This is a genomic window from Nocardia crassostreae (assembly GCF_001613405.1).
GTDB lineage: Bacteria > Actinomycetota > Actinomycetes > Mycobacteriales > Mycobacteriaceae > Nocardia > Nocardia crassostreae.
The window spans coordinates 303,836-325,187 of the sequence record NZ_BDCH01000029.1; the positions used below are offsets into that span (position 1 = coordinate 303,836).

21 protein-coding genes and 2 pseudogenes are annotated in these 21,352 nt (G+C 66.6%); 16 read left to right on the forward strand and 7 right to left on the reverse strand.

What is annotated here, in order from left to right; all coding sequences use genetic code 11:
- Positions 1-124 precede the first annotated feature (124 nt).
- The 3 genes and pseudogenes from NC4_RS29755 (at position 125) to NC4_RS29765 (ending at position 4,432) form a co-directional block, all read left to right on the forward strand.
- Positions 125-3,528 (forward strand): annotated as a pseudogene (locus NC4_RS29755) (pyruvate carboxylase).
- A complete protein-coding gene (locus NC4_RS29760) occupies positions 3,525-3,794 on the forward strand; it encodes a hypothetical protein (protein ID WP_157555292.1) in 270 nt (89 codons plus the stop codon). Before NC4_RS29755 ends, NC4_RS29760 begins: the two are co-directional and overlap by 4 nt.
- Positions 3,791-4,432 carry an RsmD family RNA methyltransferase gene (locus NC4_RS29765; protein ID WP_067544725.1) on the forward strand — a complete coding sequence of 214 codons (642 nt, stop codon included), beginning with the start codon at positions 3,791-3,793 and terminating at the stop codon, positions 4,430-4,432. Before NC4_RS29760 ends, NC4_RS29765 begins: the two co-directional genes overlap by 4 nt.
- Before the next feature lie 4 nt (positions 4,433-4,436).
- Here the strand turns inward: NC4_RS29765 and NC4_RS41865 are convergent, their stop codons facing one another.
- Both NC4_RS41865 and NC4_RS41870 read right to left on the reverse strand, forming a co-directional pair.
- Positions 4,437-4,751: a PaaI family thioesterase gene (locus NC4_RS41865; RefSeq protein ID WP_281186478.1), complete on the reverse strand. Its 315-nt coding sequence runs from the start codon at positions 4,749-4,751 to the stop codon at positions 4,437-4,439.
- 15 nt (positions 4,752-4,766) lie between these two features.
- A complete protein-coding gene (locus tag NC4_RS41870) occupies positions 4,767-4,904 on the reverse strand; it encodes a hypothetical protein (RefSeq protein ID WP_218021326.1) in 138 nt (45 codons plus the stop codon).
- A 105-nt stretch (positions 4,905-5,009) separates the two neighbouring features.
- Between NC4_RS41870 and coaD the strand changes: the two genes are divergently transcribed.
- On the forward strand, positions 5,010-5,495 hold the full coding sequence (gene coaD, locus NC4_RS29775) for a pantetheine-phosphate adenylyltransferase (protein WP_067544729.1): 486 nt from the start codon (positions 5,010-5,012) through the stop codon (positions 5,493-5,495).
- Positions 5,496-5,745: 250 nt separating this feature from the next.
- Here the strand turns inward: coaD and NC4_RS29780 are convergent, their stop codons facing one another.
- Both NC4_RS29780 and NC4_RS29785 read right to left on the reverse strand, forming a co-directional pair.
- Positions 5,746-6,666, reverse strand: coding sequence for a putative endonuclease domain-containing protein (locus tag NC4_RS29780; RefSeq protein ID WP_157555293.1), 921 nt, complete (start codon positions 6,664-6,666; stop codon positions 5,746-5,748).
- A gap of 329 nt (positions 6,667-6,995) precedes the next feature.
- Complete coding sequence (locus NC4_RS29785; protein ID WP_084529890.1) at positions 6,996-7,547, reverse strand: GtrA family protein; 552 nt, start codon at positions 7,545-7,547, stop codon at positions 6,996-6,998.
- Positions 7,548-7,978: 431 nt separating this feature from the next.
- Between NC4_RS29785 and NC4_RS29790 the strand changes: the two genes are divergently transcribed.
- The 7 genes from NC4_RS29790 to NC4_RS29820 all read left to right on the forward strand — a co-directional run bounded on the left by NC4_RS29790 (position 7,979) and on the right by NC4_RS29820 (position 13,058).
- Positions 7,979-8,725: a DivIVA domain-containing protein gene (locus NC4_RS29790; RefSeq protein ID WP_067544733.1), complete on the forward strand. Its 747-nt coding sequence runs from the start codon at positions 7,979-7,981 to the stop codon at positions 8,723-8,725.
- 122 nt (positions 8,726-8,847) lie between these two features.
- A complete protein-coding gene (locus tag NC4_RS29795) occupies positions 8,848-9,513 on the forward strand; it encodes a YceD family protein (RefSeq protein WP_067544861.1) in 666 nt (221 codons plus the stop codon).
- Positions 9,514-9,515: 2 nt separating this feature from the next.
- Positions 9,516-9,698, forward strand: a complete 183-nt coding sequence (gene rpmF / locus NC4_RS29800; RefSeq protein WP_067544735.1) for a 50S ribosomal protein L32 — start codon at positions 9,516-9,518, stop codon at positions 9,696-9,698.
- Positions 9,699-9,721: 23 nt separating this feature from the next.
- Positions 9,722-10,495, forward strand: a complete 774-nt coding sequence (gene rnc, locus NC4_RS29805; protein WP_067544737.1) for a ribonuclease III — start codon at positions 9,722-9,724, stop codon at positions 10,493-10,495.
- 6 nt (positions 10,496-10,501) lie between these two features.
- On the forward strand, positions 10,502-11,359 hold the full coding sequence (gene mutM / locus NC4_RS29810; protein WP_067544739.1) for a bifunctional DNA-formamidopyrimidine glycosylase/DNA-(apurinic or apyrimidinic site) lyase: 858 nt from the start codon (positions 10,502-10,504) through the stop codon (positions 11,357-11,359).
- An 80-nt stretch (positions 11,360-11,439) separates the two neighbouring features.
- Positions 11,440-12,375 (forward strand): thioredoxin domain-containing protein, encoded by a 936-nt coding sequence (locus NC4_RS39500; protein WP_218021327.1) that lies wholly within the window; start codon positions 11,440-11,442, stop codon positions 12,373-12,375.
- Between the two features lie 101 nt (positions 12,376-12,476).
- Complete coding sequence (locus NC4_RS29820) at positions 12,477-13,058, forward strand: dihydrofolate reductase family protein (RefSeq protein WP_067544741.1); 582 nt, start codon at positions 12,477-12,479, stop codon at positions 13,056-13,058.
- A gap of 21 nt (positions 13,059-13,079) precedes the next feature.
- Here the strand turns inward: NC4_RS29820 and NC4_RS29825 are convergent, their stop codons facing one another.
- Together NC4_RS29825 and NC4_RS29830 are read right to left on the reverse strand one after the other, a co-directional pair.
- A complete protein-coding gene (locus tag NC4_RS29825; protein WP_157555294.1) occupies positions 13,080-13,418 on the reverse strand; it encodes a hypothetical protein in 339 nt (112 codons plus the stop codon).
- Positions 13,419-13,440: 22 nt separating this feature from the next.
- Complete coding sequence (locus NC4_RS29830; protein ID WP_157555295.1) at positions 13,441-14,088, reverse strand: hypothetical protein; 648 nt, start codon at positions 14,086-14,088, stop codon at positions 13,441-13,443.
- A 180-nt stretch (positions 14,089-14,268) separates the two neighbouring features.
- Between NC4_RS29830 and NC4_RS29835 the strand changes: the two genes are divergently transcribed.
- The 3 genes and pseudogenes from NC4_RS29835 to NC4_RS44865 all read left to right on the forward strand — a co-directional run.
- On the forward strand, positions 14,269-14,733 hold the full coding sequence (locus NC4_RS29835; protein WP_245722007.1) for a hypothetical protein: 465 nt from the start codon (positions 14,269-14,271) through the stop codon (positions 14,731-14,733).
- Between the two features lie 4 nt (positions 14,734-14,737).
- Complete coding sequence (locus tag NC4_RS29840; protein ID WP_067544747.1) at positions 14,738-15,382, forward strand: hypothetical protein; 645 nt, start codon at positions 14,738-14,740, stop codon at positions 15,380-15,382.
- Positions 15,383-15,385: 3 nt separating this feature from the next.
- Positions 15,386-16,056, forward strand: a pseudogene (locus tag NC4_RS44865) (putative T7SS-secreted protein); the annotation flags it as partial.
- A gap of 153 nt (positions 16,057-16,209) precedes the next feature.
- On the opposite strand, the gene NC4_RS29855 reads toward NC4_RS44865, so the two are convergent.
- Positions 16,210-16,560, reverse strand: coding sequence for a hypothetical protein (locus tag NC4_RS29855; protein ID WP_157555296.1), 351 nt, complete (start codon positions 16,558-16,560; stop codon positions 16,210-16,212).
- 160 nt (positions 16,561-16,720) lie between these two features.
- Between NC4_RS29855 and NC4_RS29860 the strand changes: the two genes are divergently transcribed.
- Together NC4_RS29860 and NC4_RS41200 are read left to right on the forward strand one after the other, a co-directional pair.
- On the forward strand, positions 16,721-20,494 hold the full coding sequence (locus tag NC4_RS29860; RefSeq protein WP_084529891.1) for a DUF6531 domain-containing protein: 3,774 nt from the start codon (positions 16,721-16,723) through the stop codon (positions 20,492-20,494).
- Positions 20,495-20,522: 28 nt separating this feature from the next.
- Positions 20,523-21,352 (forward strand): RHS repeat-associated core domain-containing protein (locus tag NC4_RS41200; RefSeq protein WP_501193521.1); only part of this gene is annotated, 830 nt, incomplete at its 3' end.

The window sequence follows — 21,352 nt, forward strand, 5'->3', positions numbered from 1 at the left end:
GACGGGGTGAGGTGTGTAGCTTTGCGAATCACAACTTCGCAGGACCGGGGCCCGCGGTTGTGAAGATGACTGCGAAGCGAGTTCGATGCCCGTTCGATATCGCGGGGCAGGTACCTTAAGGCGCATGTTCTCCAAAGTCCTGGTCGCCAACCGCGGCGAGATCGCCATTCGCGCCTTCCGCGCGGCCTACGAACTCGGCATCGGAACGGTGGCGGTTTTCCCCTACGAGGACCGCAACTCCGTCCATCGGCTGAAGGCGGACGAGGCATATCAGATCGGGACGCCCGGGCATCCGGTGCGCGCGTATCTCTCGGTCGAGGGGATCATCGAGGCGGCCAAGAGCGCGGGGCCGACGCGGTCTACCCGGGTTACGGCTTCCTGTCCGAGAATCCGGATCTGGCGGCGGCGTGCGCGCGGGAAGGCATCACCTTCATCGGGCCGTCCGCGCAGGTGCTGGAGCTGACGGGGAACAAGGCGCGCGCCATTGCCGCCGCCAAGGCGGCCGGGCTGCCGGTGCTGAAGTCCAGTGAGCCGTCCGCGGATGTGGACGCGCTCATGGCGGCGTCCGAGTCCATGGACTTCCCGATCTTCGTGAAGGCCGTCGCCGGTGGCGGTGGGCGCGGTATGCGCCGGGTGACCGATCGGGCCCAGCTGCGCGAGTCCGTCGAGGCCGCCGCGCGCGAGGCCGAATCGGCCTTCGGCGATCCGACGGTGTTCCTGGAGCAGGCGGTGGTCAACCCCCGCCATATCGAGGTGCAGATCCTCGCCGATCAGGACGGCAATGTCATCCACCTCTACGAGCGCGACTGCTCGCTGCAGCGGCGGCATCAGAAGGTGATCGAGCTCGCGCCCGCGCCGAATCTGGATCCCGCACTGCGCGACCGAATCTGCGCCGACGCGGTGGCCTTCGCCAAGGAGATCGGCTACTCGTGCGCGGGCACCGTGGAGTTCCTGCTCGACGAGCGCGGCAATCACGTGTTCATCGAGATGAATCCGCGAATCCAGGTGGAGCACACGGTGACCGAGGAGATCACCGATGTGGATCTGGTGCAGGCGCAGATGCGCATTGCCGCCGGTGAATCGCTGGCGGATCTCGGGCTGAGCCAGGATTCGATCACCATCCGGGGCGCGGCGCTGCAGTGCCGCATCACCACCGAGGATCCGGCCAATGGCTTCCGGCCCGATACCGGCCGCATTACCGGCTACCGGTCGCCGGGTGGTGCGGGCGTGCGCCTGGACGGCGGCGCGAATGTCGGCGCGGAGGTCGGGGCCTACTTCGACTCCATGCTGGTCAAGCTGACCTGCCGCGGGCGCGACTTCCAGACCGCCATTGCGCGGGCGCGCCGGGCGGTGGCCGAATTCCGTATTCGTGGCGTGACGACCAATATTCCGTTCCTGCTGGCGGTCCTCGATGATCCGGACTTCCGGGCGGGCAAGGTCACCACCTCGTTCATCGACGAGCGGCCGCAGCTGCTCACGCTGAAGAGCTCGGCCGACCGCGGCACCAAGATCCTGCAGTACCTGGCCGATGTCACGGTGAACAAGCCGCACGGCTCACGGCCGACCAAGCTGTATCCGCACGACAAGCTGCCCGCCATCGACACCACCGTGGCGCCGCCGTCCGGCTCGCGGCAACGGCTGCTGGAGCTGGGGCCGGAGGGCTTCGCGCAGTGGCTGCGCAATCGCGAGGGCGTGGCGGTCACCGACACCACCTTCCGTGATGCGCATCAGTCGCTGCTGGCCACCCGGGTGCGCACCAATGGCCTGCTGGATGTGGCCGGGCATGTGGCGCGCATGACGCCGGAGTTGCTGTCCATCGAATGCTGGGGCGGCGCAACCTATGACGTGGCGCTGCGGTTCCTGTTCGAGGATCCGTGGGAGCGGCTGGCCGCGCTGCGTGAAGCGGTGCCGAACATCAACCTGCAGATGCTGTTGCGCGGGCGCAATACCGTGGGCTACACGCCGTATCCGGAAAAGGTCACGCGCGCATTCGTTTCCGAGGCCACGGCCACCGGTATCGATATCTTCCGCATTTTCGACGCGCTCAACAATGTCGACCAGATGCGACGCGCCATCGACGCCGTGCGCGAAACCGGTACGGCGGTGGCGGAAGTCACCATGAGCTATACCGGCGATCTGTCTGATCCGAACGAGAACCTCTACACCCTCGACTACTACCTCAAGCTCGCCGAGCAGATCGTCGAGGCCGGGGCGCATGTCATCGGCATCAAGGACATGGCCGGGCTGCTGCGCGCGCCCGCCGCGCACACGCTGGTCACGGCGCTGCGGCAGAACTTCGATCTGCCGGTGCACGTGCACACCCACGACACCCCCGGCGGTCAGCTGGCGACCTATCTGGCCGCCTGGCAGGCCGGGGCCGATGCGGTGGACGGTGCGTCGGCTCCTATGGCGGGCACCACTTCTCAGCCCGCGCTCTCGGCAATCGTTGCGGCGGCGGCGAATTCGCCGTACGACACGGGTTTGAATCTCCAGAACGTGTGCGATCTGGAGCCGTACTGGGAGGCCCTGCGAAAGGTCTACGGGCCCTTCGAATCCGGGCTGCCCGGCCCGACCGGCCGTGTCTACCACCACGAGATCCCCGGCGGCCAGCTGTCGAACCTGCGCCAGCAGGCCATCGCTCTCGGCCTCGGCGATCAGTTCGAAGAGGTGGAGTCGAAATACGCTGCGGCCGACCGCATGCTGGGCCGCCTGGTCAAGGTCACCCCGTCCTCCAAGGTGGTCGGCGACCTGGCCCTCGCCCTGGTCGGCACCGGCGTGGACGTCGACGACTTCGCCGCAGATCCCGGCCGCTACGACATCCCCGACTCCGTAATCGGTTTCCTCCGAGGCGAACTCGGCACCCCCGCCGGTGGCTGGCCGGAGCCCTTCCGCAGCCGCGCCCTGGCCGGTCGCGGCCCCGCCAAGCCGGAAACCCAGCTCACCGCCGAGGACGAGGCGGGCTTGTCCGGCACCTCCGCCGACCGCCGCGCCACCCTCAACCGCCTCCTGTTCCCCGGCCCCACCGCCGAATTCCTCGCCCACCGCGAGAAGTTCGGCGACACCACCGGCCTGTCCGCCAACCAGTTCTTCTACGGCCTCCGCCACGACGAAGAACACCGCGTCCAGCTGGAAAAGGGCGTCACCCTCCTCATCGGCCTGGAAGCCATCTCCGAGCCCGACGAACGCGGTATGCGCACGGTCATGTGCATCCTCAACGGCCAACTCCGCCCCATCACCGTCCGCGACCGCTCCATTGCCAGCGAAGTTCCCACCGCCGAAAAAGCCGACAAAACCAACCTCGGCCACATCGCCGCCCCCTTCGCGGGCGTCGTCACCTTGGCCGTCTCCGAAGGCGATTCGATCGCCGCGGGCGACACCATCGCCACCATCGAAGCCATGAAAATGGAAGCCGCCATCACCGCCCCCCGCGCGGGCCTGGTCAAGCGCCTCGCCATCGGCAAGGTCCAACAGGTGGAAGGCGGCGACCTCCTCATCGAAATCCGCACCAACGAGGCCGCGGCCGAATGAGGCCAACCCTCCCCACCCCGCCCACCGCCGCCGTGCGGTGGGCGCCCACTTCAACCGGGCCTGCCGTCATGCCCGGCGTGGATGCGACCACTGAGCGACGGAATCGAATATCGGCCGATGCCTCCGGATCCCGCGTCGCCCAATCCGACAATGTGAATCGGAGGATTGGCGCGGCCCTGCGCCAACGGGTCGCCGCACGCGGCCTCGCCGTGTACTTCGGTGCGCCCCGGTTGGATTCGCCCGCCATGGCGGCGGTCGGCCGATGACGCGGATCGTCGCCGGGACCGCGGGTGGGCGGCGGTTGCGGGTGCCGCCCGCCGGGACGCGGCCGACTTCGGATCGGGTGCGGGAAGCGTTGTTCAGCGTGATCATGGCGCGTATGGATCTGGGTGGGGCGCGGGTGCTCGACCTGTATGCCGGATCCGGGGCGCTGGGGTTGGAAGCATTGTCGCGCGGGGCTTCTCATGCGTTGCTGGTGGAATCCGATCGCAAGGCGGCCGCCATTGTTCGCGGCAATATCGGCGATCTCGGGCTGCCCGGTGCGGAGTTGCGCATGGGGACCGTGGCGGGGGTGCTGGGACGGACGGCAGTGGGGTCCGCTGCGGGACGCGGGGCTCGGGGAGCTGTTGAGGCGGCGATCGATGCGGGACGTGCGGCGGCTCCCGTGGGCGGGCCGTATGACCTGGTGTTCTCGGATCCGCCGTATGCGCTCGATATCGCCGAGGTGATCGCGGATCTGCGCGCGCTCGCCGCAGGAGGGTGGCTGCACGACGGTGCGCTCATCGTGGTCGAGCGGTCGACGCGGTCACCGGAGTTGGATTGGCCCGCAGGGTATTCGGCGTTGAAGTCGCGGACCTACGGTGAGACTCGGATCGATCTGGCCGAGTTCGAGCCTGCGGGCTGATCGGCTATTTGAAGGCGGGGTTGGGGAGGGTGCTGCCGCCTGCTTGGGCGAGGAGTTTGCCCTGGGAGTCGACGATGGTGACATTGGAGACCAGGCGGGTGCGGCCGCCGTGGGCGTTGGTGCCGACGACGGTGTAGGTCCGGCCGGGGGCCACCGGGCGTAGGTAGTCGATGGTGAGGTTGAGGGTGAGTTGGGGGATGAAGCGGTCGAGGGTGCTGGCGGAGGCGAAGCAGACGGCATTGTCGAGGATCATGGCCACGTAGCCGCCGTGGATCATGCCGCCGGGATTGCAGAGTTTTTCCGAAGGGGTCCAGGCCAGTTCGACGCGGCCGCGCTAGGCGGTGACGACCGTTTGGCCGAGATGGTCGTCGACACTGCTGAACTGGGGGAACTCGCCTTTGCCCAGCAGGTTGATGAATTCGGCGCCGGACAGACTGCGCAGCAGGTCAAGATCGGCTTCGACGCTCAACATTCTCTCCGATGATCAGAAACGGCTTCGACACCGAAGATACGGCAGCCGGGTGACACCGGTGGTGGGCGCATCCGGTGGTCGGTGGGCGTGCGGTAGCGTTCGGCCATGGCTGGAGCACTGTGTCCGGGCTCGTTCGACCCGGTGACCAATGGGCATCTCGATGTGATCCGGCGGGCTGCCGTGCAGTTCGACGAGTTCGTCGTGACGGTGGTGATCAACCCCAACAAGAAGGGCATGTTCACCATCGACGAGCGCGTCGAAATGATCAGAGAGGTCACCTCGGACCTCCCGAACGTGCGCGTCGAGTCCTGGCAGGGCCTCCTGGTCGAATTCGCCAAGGGCCAGGGCCTCACCGCCATAGTCAAGGGCCTGCGCGACGCCACCGACTTCGGCTACGAACTCCAAATGGCCCAGATGAACCGCAAACTCACCGGCGTGGACACCTTCTTCATAGCCACCAACCCCGCCTTCGGCTTCGTCTCCAGCTCCCTGGTCAAGGAAGTAGCCGCCTACGGCGGCGACATCTCCGACCTCCTCCCCCCTTCCGTCCACAAACGCCTCCTCGACCGCATAGCCGAACGCCGCAGCTGACCCAGGGGCGCACCCTCCACCTCCGCGCCCTGCCCGGATCGCCGGTCTTACAGGGACACTGGGTGATCCAAGCCGGGCGCGTGTCCATCCGACCGTAGGTACGGCCCTGCCTGCCGCGGACGGAGGCTGTGTCCACCGCCTCATCCGCATCGCTGAACGCTGCGGCCGAGGCGGGGCATCCGATTCGCAGTGGCTGTGCTCGAACCGGCGTGCATCTTTTCTACGCGGATTCGGCTTGCCTGTCGGGCTGTCATAGCGGATGGGTAGGGACCTGGCGTGCCTGTACTGCCGGTGTGGGCTCGATTCGTGCGTCGGGGCGGTCGCGTCGGCCTCGGGTGAGGGCGGCGCGGAGTCGGCGACCGGGTTCGTCGGTTCTGAGGTCGTTCCAGGTCCAGCGGACGACGTGGAATCCCAAGGCGCGGAGGTAGGTTTCGCGGGCCTGCTCGCGGTGGACCACTTCGGCTGGGTCGTGGCCGTGGCGGAGGGCGCGGCCGTAGTAGATCGGGCCGTCGAATTGGCAGATGACTCCTGCTTGTTCGTAGTAGAAGTCGGCGCGGGTGATGAAACGACCGTCGGGGGTAAGGACGGTGCCCTGGGTTGCGGGTGGCGGCAGGCCGCAGCGGCGAATCATGGCTCGGCTCAACGACTCACCCGCGCTGCGGCTTCGACCGTCCACGAATGCGACCGCCTGCTTGGCTCGGGTGATGCCGTGGCGGAACTTGGCTCGCGCCAGTTCCTCGGCGGGGTCGTCGGGGGTGAGGCCGAACATGCCTGCCAGTGCATCGCCTGCGACGACTGCCGCATCGAACGGCAGGGTCAGTGCCAGATCCACCACCGTGCGCGCCGGTGTGGTGACCAATAGCCCGTCGACCTCCGCCACCGAATCCAGCGGTGACCCATACACTTTCGTATGAGGCCTGGTTCGGCCGCCGCCGCGTCGATTCCGGGTGACGCACACCCGGTCCAGCGGTGTGCGCCACAGCGCTGTGCCGTACAACACCGCCGCCGATTGGTGACTCAGCACCGACTCGTCGGCCAGCTCCGGCAGGATCGCCTCGATCAGCAGCCGCTGCCGCTCCCGTATCCCCGGCCCGCTCTCGTTGCGGGCGGGCCTGCCCTCGTGGCGGCCCGGCGTGGTCGGAGTGCCGCACCCCTCGAGCAGCTTCCGCACCAAACCGGGTGTCGCGCACTGTCGTTTCGTTGCCCCTGCCACCGGGTCAGTTCCCCTCCGGGCGTGGCCGCCCCCGCCGCCAGCTGTGGCCGACGCAGCCGCCGGTCACCCGGGCGGGTGGGTGTTGTGGTCTCGTGCCGCGTGTATCCCGCCGTCCCCCAAGACATCCCCGCGATCGCTCCATAACGGAACCCTTTCGTTGGTCGATGCTGGATTTGACGCAGCGACGACCTCATCGGGTTCCACTGGATCCGGAAATAGCGAAACCTCGCACTCTTACCGGGTTTTCGGCCCGGGGGAGTGCGAGGTTCCGGAGTATTCGGATCTGGTCAGTTGGCCGGAGCGCGGAACACCCACAGCCGCAGGCTGACGAACCGCATGCCGCCCACCACGGCGGTGATCGCCAGCACCGCGAGCGCCTGCATCACATCGCCGAGCCCGGGCGCATTGGTCTCCAGGATGGCCAGCGCCGCCGAGGTGATGGCCAGCCCGGCCAGCGCCAGCCCGCCGCCCTCCAGCTGCGCGGTGAACCAGGTGACCCGCTCGCCCGCATGGAAGGTGAGCCGCCGGTGCAGTTCATTGGCCAGCATGGTGCTGACCACCGAGCCCGCCAGATTGGCCTGCAGCGGCCCGCTGCCCGACAGTGCCAGGAAGAGCAGCACATAGCTGATATTGCTCAGCCCGCCGACCAGGGCGAACCGAATGAGCTGGGCGAAGGCGTTCTCGCCGCGCAGCCAGGCGCCGAGCTGTCCGGCCCAGCGGTTCCCGGCGACGCGTACGTCGGCGCCGTAGGCGCTGAGCGCCTGGGCGCCGTAGGCATAGGTGTTGACCAGGACCGGGAGGGGCGAAACGCCCTGCTGGGGGATATCGAGGACAGCCATTGTCTTTCCCATTTCTACGTCGTGTTCGGCGGGCCGTTGTCCGGCGGTTGAGATCACGATGTCGGTCGGCGCTTACAGCTCTCTGACAGATCGCTGATACCGCCTGACACCGTGCGCCCCACTGCGAGGCACCGCGGCTCGCGCGAACACGTTGGGCCTTATCGGCCAAGTGTCTCAGTTCGTACTATTTGTTCAGTATCGACTGGACGAATCGAACTGTCAACTCGGGAGGCTCCGTTGCCTCGGCCCAACACCTTCTTGCTCATCAAAGGTAACACCAACTGGAGGCGTTTCCTCCACTTGTTTTTGTGGTGTGCGAAACAGTGCCCGACACGCCGTTACCGTCCACGCTTGACGGGCTGATCCCAGGCATACTGGCCAACAAGCGGAGTGTCTCGCCGTGAGCCCAGGCAGGAGAATGGGGTAGCTGTATGTACCGGGTATTCGAAGCACTCGACGAACTCGTGGCCATCATCGAAGAGGCGCGGGGCATCCCCCCGACACGCAATTGCATCGTGCCGCGCGGCGAGGTGCTCGAACTGCTCGACGACGTCCGCGAGGCGCTGCCCGGCGAACTCGACGACGCCCAGGACGTCCTGGATCACCGCGACAAGATCGTCAACGATGCCCGCTCCGCCGCCGAGACCGCCGTCACCGGCGCCAATGAACAGGCCCATCAGGCCGTCACCGGCGCCCGCGACGAAGCCGACCGCATTCTCGCCGACGCCAAGGCGCACGCCGACCGCATGGTCGCCGAGGCCCGCGCCCACGCCGAACACCTGGTCGGCTCCGCGGAAGCCGAGGCCGAACGCGTCGTCGCCGACGGTAATAAGGAGTACGAGGCCGTCACCGGCCGCGCCCGCACCGAATCCGATCGCATGATCGCCGCCGGGCAGGCCTCCTGTGACCGCTCGGTCGCCGAGGGCAAGGCCGAACAGGAGAGCCTCGTCTCGCAGACCGAGGTGGTGCGCGCCGCACATGTCGAATCCGCCCGGCTCATCGACACCGCCCAGGCCGACTCCGATCGTCTGCGCGGGGAATGCGACGACTACGTCGACGGCAAGCTGGCCGACTTCGAGGAGACCCTGCAGAGCACGCTGCGGATCATCGGCCGCGGTCGCCACCAGGTGCGTTCCGGTACGAGCGTGCCGGATTACGCCTCGGAGTTCCGCCGCTAGCACCCGCGCCACCTGTCTCGGACACGGTTTGGGTTCGCAGCATGCTCTTCGGTATTGTTGAGTGGTTGCCCATTCCACGGGAACCGAGCAAGCGCAGGTCTATGGAGCGGAGTGAGTTCGTGATGTCTGCCGATTCCGGTAAGCCCTCGCGTCGTCAGCATCTGACGGACGCGGGCTTCGTGCTGGATACGCGCAGTCTCGGACGCAAGCCCGGGTCTCTGCGTGAAATGCGTCGCACCGTCACCACCGCCGACAAGATCGGCCTGGAGATGGTCGGCATTCCCGTCGGCGCCGAGGTCGAACTGGATCTCACGCTGCAATCGGTCTCCGAGGGCGTGCTGGTCACCGGTTCGGTGCACGCGCCCATCGACGGTGAATGCTCGCGTTGCCTCGAACCGTTCACCGACGAGATCGAACTGCAGCTCACCGAGCTTTTCGCCTATCCGGACAGCGCGACGGAGCAGACCACCGAGGAAGACGAGATCCCGCGTCTGGTCGATGACTTCATCGATCTGGAACCGGTGATCATCGACGCCGTCGGCCTGGAACTGCCGTTGCAGCCGCTGTGCGAACCCGATTGCGCGGGATTGTGCCCGGAATGCGGTGTACGGATGGCGATTGCGGGTTCCGGTCACGGTCATGAGATACTTGACCCTCGCTGGGCCGGGCTCGCGAATTTCGCCGTTGCCCCCGGAGGCGATACCGCTGGTGTCGCGCCGGACCCATCAACAGATTCCACCCTCGCGGGCCACAATGGCGCGTCGAGCCAGAGGACAGAGGAGAAGTAGTCGTGGCCGTTCCGAAGCGCCGGATGTCCCGTGCCAACACCCACGCGCGTCGCAGCCAGTGGAAGGCCACCGCGCCGACCCTGATCACCTGCCCGAACCGGGCTTGCGGTCAGCAGACCCTGCCGCACATCGCGTGCCCGTCCTGCGGCACCTACAAGGGCCGCCAGGTCACCTCGGCGGTCTGATTCGCCTGATCGAGCAGCCGACCGTGACCGCCAGCAAGGACGCGGCGGAGATTGCCGCCGTAGGTGACTCAGCCGAACATTCCAGCCTGATCGAGGCGCTCGGCGTCGACGTGCGTCCGGATCTGTTGCGCCTTGCGCTGACACACCGGTCCTACGCGTACGAGAACGGCGGGCTGCCGACCAACGAACGCCTGGAATTCCTGGGCGACTCCGTGCTCGGCCTGAGCATTACCGAGCGCCTGTATCTGGAGCATCCGGACAAATCCGAGGGTGAGCTCGCGAAGCTGCGCGCGAGCGTGGTCAATATGAACGCGCTCGCCGAGGTCGCCCGTGGGCTCGGTGAGGGCGGGCTCGGCCGTCATCTGCTGCTGGGTAAGGGCGAAGAGCTCACCGGCGGCCGGGACAAGCCGAGCATTCTCGCCGATGGCGTGGAGTCGTTGCTCGGCGCCGTGCATCTGCAGCACGGCATCGATGTGGCACGCAGCGTGGTGCTGCGCCTGTTCGCCGAACTGCTCGAGCGCGGTCCTCGCATGGGGGCCGGGCTGGACTGGAAGACGAGCCTGCAGGAGCTGACCGCCGAGCGCGGTATCGGCGTGCCGTCGTACGAGATCACCTCCACCGGGCCCGACCACGACAAGGAGTTCACCGCGACCGCGGTGATCGGTGGTCAGGGTTACGGCCAGGGGGTGGGCCGCTCCAAGAAGGAAGCGGAACAGAAGGCCGCCGACGCGGCGTATCAGGCGTTGAACGCCGAGAACGAAGCCGCCGAGGGTACGGCCGACAGCTCCGAGAGCTAGGGGCCGATGCCCGAACTTCCCGAGGTCGAAGTCGTACGGCGCGGGCTCACCGAACATCTGGTGGCCCGCGTCGTCGAATCCGTGACCGTCAAGCATCCGCGTTCGGTGCGACGGCATGTGCTCGGCGGCGAGGATCTCGCCGCCCGATTGACCGGCCTGCGGGTCGAATCCGCGCAGCGGCGCGGGAAATTCTTGTGGCTCACCTTCGATGAGCCGGATACCTCCCTCGTGGTGCACCTGGGCATGAGCGGGCAGATGCTCGTGCAGCCCGGTGACGCGCCCTTGGAGAAGCACGCGCACATCATCGCGCGGCTGGATTCCGGGAGCGAACTGCGCTTCGTGGACCAGCGGACCTTCGGCGGCTGGCAGGTGTCGGATCTGCTGGAGGTCGACGGGACGCTGGTGCCCGAACCCGTCGCGCATATCGCGCGCGATCCGCTGGATCCGCGGTACGACGCCGATCGGGTGGTGAAGGCGTTGCGCGCCAAGCACTCCGAGATCAAGCGGGTGCTGTTGGATCAGACCGTGGTCTCGGGTATCGGCAATATCTATGCCGACGAGGCGCTGTGGCGGGCCGGTATTCACGGTGAGCGGATTGCCGCCAAGCTGACGCGGCCCAAGCTGCACACGCTGCTCACCGAGGTGCACGCCGTCGTGAGCGAGGCGCTCGCGGTCGGCGGGACTTCTTTCGACGCGCTCTATGTGAATGTCAACGGCGAGTCCGGGTATTTCGAGCGGTCGCTCAATGCCTATGGGCGCGAGCACGAGCCGTGCCGTCGCTGCGGTGCGCCGATGGTGCGCGAGAAGTTCATGAACCGCTCGTCGTTCTCCTGCCCGCGCTGCCAACCCCGGCCGCGCGGCTGATCGCTCGGGCATAATCGACTACGGCGCTTCCATCGGGGGAGATGCGTCCGTGCCATATCCGCGAGCGCTGGGAGGGCCTCATGGAGAGCGATTACGAATTCACCGTCGAACTGCCCGGTGACGCAACCTATATCTGCAAGCTGCTCGAGGGGGTGGAGTTCGAGCAGGACGGCGAGGTCATGATCGGCCGCTGGACCGCCTTCGGTTTCGAGAAGAAGGGCGGCAGCGTCGCCGAGGTGAATCAGGAGCTGATGGACGCACTGCGACAGCGGTTCGGCGGCAGACCGGATTCCCCCGAATTCGAGGTGTTCACCGAGTACGTCCGCGGCCGGGGCACGCGATTGACCGAGGCGGAGGCCGCCGCGCGCGAGCTGGCGCAGCTTCGTGAGATGACCGTGCGATGGCATGTCACCGATGACGAGCAGTACACGGTGCCGCTGTGGCAGGGCCTCGAAGTGGAGCGGAACGACGGGGAGGTGACGGCGCGCGCGTTCGGGTTGACGGCCTCGGGTCCGCAGGTCGGCGCGGCCTTGCAGACGTTGTCCGGAGCCATTTCGGAGGCGTGCGGTAAGCACGATGCTCCGGGTCCGCGTTTCGAGGAGTTCACGGAGTGGGCGCGGTCGGCCGGGACACCGGTTCCGGCGGAGGTGCTGGCGCAGGAGGCCGCGGAGCAGCAGGCCTACCTGGCGGCACGCGATACGCTCCCGGCCATCCCGCCGGACGATATCGCGGCCGAGAGTTCCACCGGTGTTCCGCTGCTCGTCGACTTCTGGGCCGAATGGTGCGGGCCGTGCCGCAGGGTGACACCGGTGCTGGCCGAACTCGCGCGGGAGTGGGCCGGTCGGATCGTGGTCCGCAAGATCGACGTGGACCAGTTCGACGGCATCTGGGAGCGCTTCGGCTTCCGCGGTATCCCCGCCATGTTGATGTTCCGGGACGGCGCGGAAATCCACCGCGTGATCGGGTTCGGCGGCAAATCCCGCCTGGTGGCCGAGCTGGAGCCGCATCTCGGCTGACGGGGGCGAAATCCGATCGGGTGGGATCTGGCCTCCCCGTCGATGGCCTTGAAGCGCTACCTTTTTGACAGCGGCATGTGTGGTGCCGGCTGGAGGGACCAATGCGCAAACTGACCTATTACGTCGCGGCAACCATCGACGGATTCATCGCCACCGAGGACGGATCGGTCGATTTCTTCCCGGTCGGCGGCGACCACGGCCCCGCCATTACCGCGCAGTATCCCGAGACCTTACCGACGAAGGTGCGCGAGGCCCTCGGCGTCGACCGCCGCAACCTGTACTTCGACACCGTCCTCATGGGCCGCAAGACCCACGATTTCGGCGTCCGCACCGGCACCTCCAGCCCATATGCGCATCTGCGGCAGTTCGTGGTGTCCCGGAGCCTGCGCGAGGCTCCGGACCCGGACGTGGAATTGATCTCCGACGACCCCCTCGCCCGCGTGCGCGACCTGAAGCGGGAGAAGGGCCTCGGCATCTGGCTCTGCGGCGGCGGTGACCTGGCGCAGACCCTCATGCCCGAGATCGATCAGGTCTTCCTGAAGCTGTACCCGATCGTGCTGGGTAAGGGCCGCCCACTCTTCGGCGAGGGGCCGCGCCTGCCCGAAGCCGCCCGTTTCCGGGTGCTCACCAGCCGGGTGTTCGAGGACGGCGTGGCCTTCTTGAAGTACATCCGGGTGCGCTGAGGCAGCGGTCCGGAGGGGCTGCTATTTCATGCACGTCTTCTCGGTGAAGTTGACGATGCGCTCGGCGACATCGGCCATATCGGCGGGTGGGCTGAAGTTGGGCTTGCCCGCGTCGGCGACGAGCTGCTCCTGGATCTCGCCGAATCGCACCCAGTCCTTCTGGATTTCGGCGGGCGCTACCTCGGCGACCTTACGGATCTTGGGGAGCGTCTCGGAGTTGTAGGTGTTCGGGACGTAGCTGCCGCCACCCAGGTCCTTGTAGGCGTTGCAGTAGGCGTCGGCCGCCGACTCGTCGTCCCCGCCCCCGCCGCCGCACCCGGTGAGAATGCCTGCGCCCAAGGCGAATACAGCCGCTGCCATCGATATGCGATGCATTTCGTGTCTATCCCTTCAGTGTTTCGAGGATGCGCAGCGCCTGCGGCTTCGTGACCCGCGCCGCCTGCTCCTGATCGATGTCCGGCGCGGCCACGAACAGCACGAGCTGGATCTCGATCGCCCCGTCACGCACCAGCAGCTGATATTCGGATGCGGTATTGAGCATTGCGGAAGAATTGAAATCCCGCTTCGTCCACACGAAATACGCGCGTTCTCCGACTCCGGAAATCGGCCCGCTGGCGCTCTTGTCCGAGTCGGCCTCGGCGAAACGGATTCCGCTGTCGTAGCCCGACAGCGCCTCACCCGCATTGCTGTGCACGATCGCGCTCAAATGCATGGCGGCCAGGCGTCCGGTGGTCGTCGACTCGTTCTCCACATCACAGGTCAGCCGCCTGCCCAGCATGTTCTCCTCACGATGCTCCCGCTTGCCCGGCGTCGACTCCCAGGTGTTCAATACCGAAGGATCGAGCAGTTCGCAGGCGTTGGAGACGGCATTCGCCGCGCTCATGGCGCTCTCCGGATCCGCGGTCTTGTCGGCGGATTCGTTGCTCGACGACTGACATCCGGTGAGCGCCGCGACGGCGAGAATTACTGCCGGCCAGAAAATTCCTCGCGAAACATTCCATTTTCCGCGCTGGCCGTCGCGTTCTACCATCCGTATTTCCTTCATACGCTGAAAATCCCCACCCAACCGAGAGGCCGTCGAAGATTAACACCGGCCGCATCGCACAGCGCGCGAATTTCGCTCCAGCCCGAAACATCCAGCACGGGTGTGTGATCGAGACGGCAACGGCCGCCCTCGAGCCCTGACAGGCATCCGCTATCGCCGCGGGCTATGCTGCTGGGGAACGCGGGCCTGGGGGCGGTCGCACGGGTGCAGGGGATCCAGTTCATGATCGATCTCGGCCCGGGCGTCGCCGTGCTGCGTACGGAGATCGAGTCGTTCTACGCGGGTTTCGGCAATCCGGTGGCATTGCGGGAGGCGTTCCGGGAAGCCGTGCTGCTGGTGCCGCTGGCGGAGGGTGAGCGGCTCAGCACGTCGAAATATCGTGGTGTGGAGTGGGTTTGCGCTTTCACCAGCGTGGCGGAGTACGCGGGATGGTTGTCGCGGCGGGAGGAACTCGACGCGGATCGGGAGTACCCGTTCCAGACCATCAGTGGTTGGCGGCTGGCTGATTTCGCGGCCGCGTGCGTGAATCCGACCGGGGTGGCGGTGGATATCACCGGGTCGGCGCCTATGGCGTTCCCGCCGAACTTGACCGAACAGCAAGCAGCGATCGTGCGGGAACAGGGGGCGTGAGACCGTGGCCGAGAAGTTGAACGTGTCACCGGAAGTGCTGATCAATGCGGCGCAGGGGATCGCCGGGGTCATCAGTGAGTTGTCGGAGATCGGGCTCAAGGAGACCGCGTCGTCGGGGCGCGGGTTCTCGCTGCTGAGTTTGTCGCCGCTGGAGGCGGGGAAAGCGGTGGTGCAGTCCGGGTTCGAGGAGTTCACCGAGCGCTGGTCGCGGGGTGTGCGGTATCTGGTGCAGGCGGGGAATTCGATCGCGGAGACGCTCGGGTTGGCGGCGGGGCGCTACTACATGATGGAGCAGCAGAGCTCCGATACGTTCAAGCAGATCTACACCCATCTGCTGGGCAATCCGCATCTGTCGAGTGAGGAGATCAAGGAGCGGACCTGGGATCAGACGCTGGCCGACAATCCGATCAACCAGCTCATGAATCCCGATTACTCCCAGCAGTCCTTCGATCAAGCGGTGGCGAAGATCAATACCAATCTCGAGGTGGTGCAGACGGTCGGGCCGCAGGCGCTGGCGAATGTGGGTGCGGTGACCAATCCGGTCAGCATCTTCAACTCCGATGACGGGCTGCCCGACGCGGGCTGGAATACCGATGGCGCGGAGCAGGCCGCCGCCATTCTGTCCGGCCAGCAGGGCCAACAGGGCTGAGCCGTGGGTCTTTTCGATGAACTCGACAATCTCGTCGACATCATCGACCGCAGCTGGGAAAAGGGCGTCGAGAAGGCTGGGGAGCTGGCCGACGACGCCCTGGACGCGGCCGGGTCGGTGGCGCAGAAGCTGGGCATGGACTCCCTCGCCGAAGGTCTCGACGACCTCGGCGACCAGATCGTCTCCGCGGCCGGGGGCGAGCTGGAGGAACGCCAACTCGGCCAGACCAAGGACCCGAAAGAGCTGATCCGCGGCGAGCCGACCGCCATTACCGAGGCCGCCACCACGCTACGCGATATGGCCACCTCCATCTCCCAGACCGGGGACGCGCTGCGCACCATCGACGCCGCGGGCTGGGAGGGCGACGGCGCCGACGGCTTCAACGCCGTCTACAACCAGCAGCCCAAACTCTAGTGGGACTCCGCCGAATCCTTCACCGCCGCAGCCGGAATCCTCGATGCCTGGGCCAATGCCGTCAAAACCGCGCAAGCCCGCGCCGCCGACGCCATCACCGAATGGGAACGCGCCTACACCGAGGAGAAGCCAAGAAGGACTGGTGGAACGGCCTGACCGGCGACCAACAGAAATCCCACGGCCCGCTCGCCGACACCTGGACCTCCCTCCGCGACAACGCCCGCCAAATCCTCCGCCAAGCCCGCGTCGACCGCGACAACGCCGCCAACGACGCCAGCGCCAAAATCACCGAAGCCACCGCCAAGGCCCCCGAAGAACCACCCTTCACCACCAAGCTGAGCGCCGACTTCTCCGACCTGCTCGCCATCGGCGAACACGCCAAGCTGTCCTTCGAATCCGGCCTGCTGACCGGCTTATCCGGCATGGTCCAGTTCATCCGCTCGGTCAACCCGACCGACACCTACAACATGACCCACCCCGCCGAATACCTCGGCGCTATGTCCGACCTCGGCACCGGCCTGGTCGTAGCCGCCTCCGACCCGGGCGCCGCCGTAGACGCCGTGATCGACGAAGCCGCCGCCAACCCCTTCGAATTCGCCGGATCCCTCACCGGCGACCTCCTCGTCACCGCCGCCACCGGCGGCGCAGGCGGTCTGAAACCCGTCCTCTCGGGCCTCGACCGAGTCAGCGACGTAGCCCGCCGCACCAACCGCGCCACCGACGCCCTCCCCGACGGCGGCACCCCGAATCCCGCCAACACCCACGGCGGCACCCCCGACCCCGGCAACACCCACGGCGGTGCCACGGATCCTGGAAACACCAACGCCCCCAACGCCAACGACGCCCCCGCCAACAATCCGCGAAGCGACCAGCCGAGCGCTGGCGCGCCCCGCGACCCGAACCCCGACCCGCAATCCGGGATCAATGCCGACACCCATCCCGACGGCCAGGCCCCCGAATCCCCAGCTGCCCGTCCAGACACCGGAGAACAAGTCCCCGCCCGTCAGGACACCACCGACGACACCGGCGGCTTGGATACCTCACCGGGCCACCAGAATTCACCACGCGACGCCACCCCGGACAACAGCGAAGCGCCGCACACCAACCCCGAATCTCCCGCCCGCAACGACGACCCGCCACCCACCCACCCGCCCGGACACCGAGGCGCCGACGAACGAGCCGAACACCAGCCCCGACGACGACATCCCACCCCGCTCGGAGACCCCCGAACTCCCCCGCGACACCACCCCGGACCCGGATGCGAATCCCGCTGGCCGCCAACCGGACTTCGACATTCCGGCCGATCGCCCCGACACCGACCCGAGTGCCCCTCGCAACCAGGACCCGGATGCGCCCGACCAGCGCCCGGCCAGCGATCCTGTGGACACGCCCGAGTCCAACCCCGACACGAGCGCCCCGGGCACTCACCCCGATACCGACGCCCCGGGCACTCAGCCCGACTCGGATTCCCCACCGGTCGACACCACACCGGATCCCGATGCGGACACCCCGCGCGACGGCTCACCGGAACCGGTGCGCGCCCCGGATTCACCTCCTGCCCAGCACAACCCGGACAACACGACGCCCGGCCTCGACACCAACTCGACCTCGGCGAAGGACGTCGACACCGCCGACTCCACCGACCCCCGGAATCGACCGGACGACTCCGCCGACACGGGATCCATCCGGACCGACACCGACCAACGGAATCCAGCCGCGCCAGGCGTCGCGCACCCCGGCAACGCCGCATCGCCCAACGCGCCCACCGCTCCCCGCGGACCGGACACGACCCCAGGCCCACGATCAACCGATCCCGCCAACCCGCGCAGCCCGGTCCGCGACCCTGACACCAATCGCGATCAGAACACTTCGCGCCGTGACGAGGACACCCCGCGTCGTGACGACACCGATCACCGTGACGACACCGATCACCGTGACGACACCGATCACCGTGATGACGACTCTGGGCACCGTGACGACGACACCGAACGGCGAGACGAGAACACCCAGCGTCACGACGACGATTCGGCCGACAACGGCAAGCCCCGCGGCGACGAGGATTCGGAACAGCCGCGAGCGCGACCCACGCCTGATCCGGATGCCCATAACTCGAACATCGACTCGCGCTCGCACCAGGACTCGGACGCCGACGGCAACCAGCACGACAATTCCGAGAATGAGCGCTCTACGAACCAGGACCCGGACCACAGGGACGAGGACACCGACGGAGCTGACGAGGACGCCAACGACTCCAACCACGGTCGAGACTCTGACCGCGACGGGGATTCCAGCGACCAGGATTCCGACGGCGACGACGACAACGACGGTCGGTCCGACCAGGACGAGGACTCCGACGGTTCACCCGAGAATCGGGAGCCCGACGCCGACGATGTGAAGCAGGAGAACGACCAGACCGCCGACGACGTCAACGAGGGCGGCGACCCGGTCGACATGGCGACCGGTGAATTCCTGCTTCCTGAAACGGATCTCACGCTGCCCGGCATCCTCGCGCTGGTGTTGAAGCGCCGCCACCGCTCGAACTATCGCTTCGGCCGCTGGTTCGGCCCCTCGTGGTCGGCGACCTTGGATATGCGTGTGGTGGTGGGGGAGAAGGGCGTGACCGTCGTCGCCGAGGACGGTGTGCTGCTGGCCTATCCCCATTCCGAACCCGAACAGCCGATGACGCCGCTGAAAGGCGTGCTGCGCTGGACGTTGACCCGCAGCGAAACCGGTGCCTACCGCCTGTGGGACCCGGACCGAGAACTCATCTGGCACTTCGCACCCGAACCCGTGCGGGCCGGTCTCGATGTGCAACTCGGCAATTATGCCCTCTCCGCCATCACCGACCACCACGCCAACCGTATCCGCTTCCACTACGACGCCGATGGCGCTCCGACCGAGATTACTCATACCGGCGGCTACCGCGTCCACATCACCACCGCGCATGGCCGCGTCGCCGCCCTGGATGTGGTGGATGGCGAAGCCGTGGTCCGTGTTCGCGAATTCGGCTATGACGCAGGCCAATTGACGTCGGTGACAAATGGCAACGGTGGAACGACCCACTACGCCTACGACACCGAGCACCGCATGCTGTCGTGGACCGACTCCAACGGCAACCACATGCGCAACACCTACGATGAGCGCGGCCGAGTCATCCGCCAGCGCGGCCCATCCGGCGTCCTCGACTGCGAATGGGACTACCTCCCACTCGGCGACGGCACCGGCGCCCTCACCACCCACATCAACTCCCTCGGCGCCACCACCGCCTACGGTTTCGACGCCGACCTCCGCCTCCGCGACCTCATGGACCCCGTCGGCGGCCGCACCCACTACGACTACAACACCGACCGCAACCCCCTGAAGGTCATTGCCCCCGACGGCGCCACCACCCACTACACCTACACCGAGTTGGGCGACGTAGCCTCCATAACCCGGCCCGACGGCGCCACTATCACCCTCGACTACCTCTTCCGCCACCGCCCCACCCGCATCACCGACGTCGACGGCACCGTCCGCCACCGAGAATGGGACGACTCCGGCAACCTCACCGCCGCCACCGACCCCCACGGCGTCCGCACCGAATACACCCACCACCCCTCCGGCGCGACCGCCACAATCACCGAACCCAACGGCGCAATCACCCGAATCGAAACCGACCCAGCAGGATTACCAACCCGCATAGTCGACCCCTTGGGCGCCGAAACCACCATCACCCGCGACGGCTTCGGCCGCCCGATCCGAGTCACCGACCCCCTGGGTGCAACGACGCTGTTCACCTGGTCCAGTAGCGGAAAGCTCCTGCACCGCACCGCCGCTGATGGTTCCCACGAATCCTGGACCTACGACGGCGAAGACAACCTCCTCACCCACACCAACCCCGCAGGCGGCCTGACCACCTACACCTACGGCGCCTTCGACCTCCTCACCTCCCGCACCGACCCCTCAGGCGCCACAACAACTTTCACTTGGGACACCGAACGCCGCCTGACAGCAGTCCACAACCCCAACGGCCAAACCTGGCACTACCACTACGACCCCGCAGGCCGCCTAACCTCCCAAACCGACTACAACGACTCCACCACCCACTACACCCACGACAAAGCGGGCCGCACCACCACCATCACCCCCGCCACCGGCATAACCCGCCAACCCCCTCGGCCGCCTAACCTCCATAACCACCGACTCCGGCGACTGGATCCACTACACCCACGACACCGCAGGCCGCCTCCTCTCAGCCGCCAACGGCACCGCCGACACCACCACCCACACCCTCCAATTCACCTATTCCGCAACAGGCCTCCTCGAGTCCCAACAACTCGACACCCAACAGCCCATGCTGTTCACCCACGACCAGTACGCCCGCCGCACCCACCGCACCACCCCCACCGGCGCCCAAACCCGCTGGCACTACGACTACCTCGGCCGCCCCAGCACCCTCACAGCCGACGGCCACGACATCGACTTCACTTACGATCCAGCAGGCCGCCTGTCCCGCTGGCAACTTGGCGAACTCGCCGTCAACCACGCCCACGATCCAGTCGGTCGTCTTGTACGCCAAGAGGAAACCGCCCATCCAGTCCGCCTCCTCAACCTTGGTCTCGGCTCGAGTGGCAGCTCCGGCCCCCGGCAACTCCGCGCGGACGAATACACATGGCGCCCAGACGGATATATCACCACTCACACCACACGGCACCATGACGCCTCAACCCGCTATCGCGCCTATGACCTGGATCCACTCGGCCGTGTCACCAGACTCGACAATGACGGCGTCGTCGCCGAGAGCTATACCTACGACGCCCTCAGCAACATAACCAGCAGTCGCACCCCCGGCATCGAATCGACCGTTGCTATGTCAGTTGGTTCTGTAGCCGAGTTCGATGAAGCAACAGATCCTTCCGACAAGAGCCCCCACCGCGAGTACCGACACAACCTTCTGATCCGGGACGGTCGCACCCGCTATCACTACGACCAATCCGGCCGCCTGATCCGCAAAGCCATCACCCGCTTGTCTCGCAAAGCCGACATCTGGCACTACCACTACAACAGCCTCGACCAACTCACAGATGTCTGGACGCCTGATAGCCAGTGGTGGCACTACACCTACGACGCGTTGGGTCGCCGCAGCTCCAAGCAACACCTCGCTCCCGGCGGTGCACTCCTCAGCCGTATCGAGTACATGTGGGACAGTACGACTCTCACCGAGCAGACCACCCGCGGAGCCACTACTCGCTGGCACTACGAACCTCTAACCAACAGTCCTCTCGCGCAGACGACCGACGATGCCACTGTCGGGCATTCTCTCTGTGCGGTCCTCACGGATTTGATCGGAACGCCGATAGAACTCGTAGATCCGATTGCCGTCGAAACGGTCGGCAGAGCTACCACCTGCTTGTGGGGCTCGATGTCATGGAGTGGTAGCTGTCATTCGCTTCTCCGATTCCCTGGGCAGATCCATGACCCGGAAACAGATCTCCACTACAACTTTCATCGAGTCTACGACCCTCGCACCGGGCGATTTCTCACGCAGGACCCGCTTGGATTGATTCCGGCACCGAT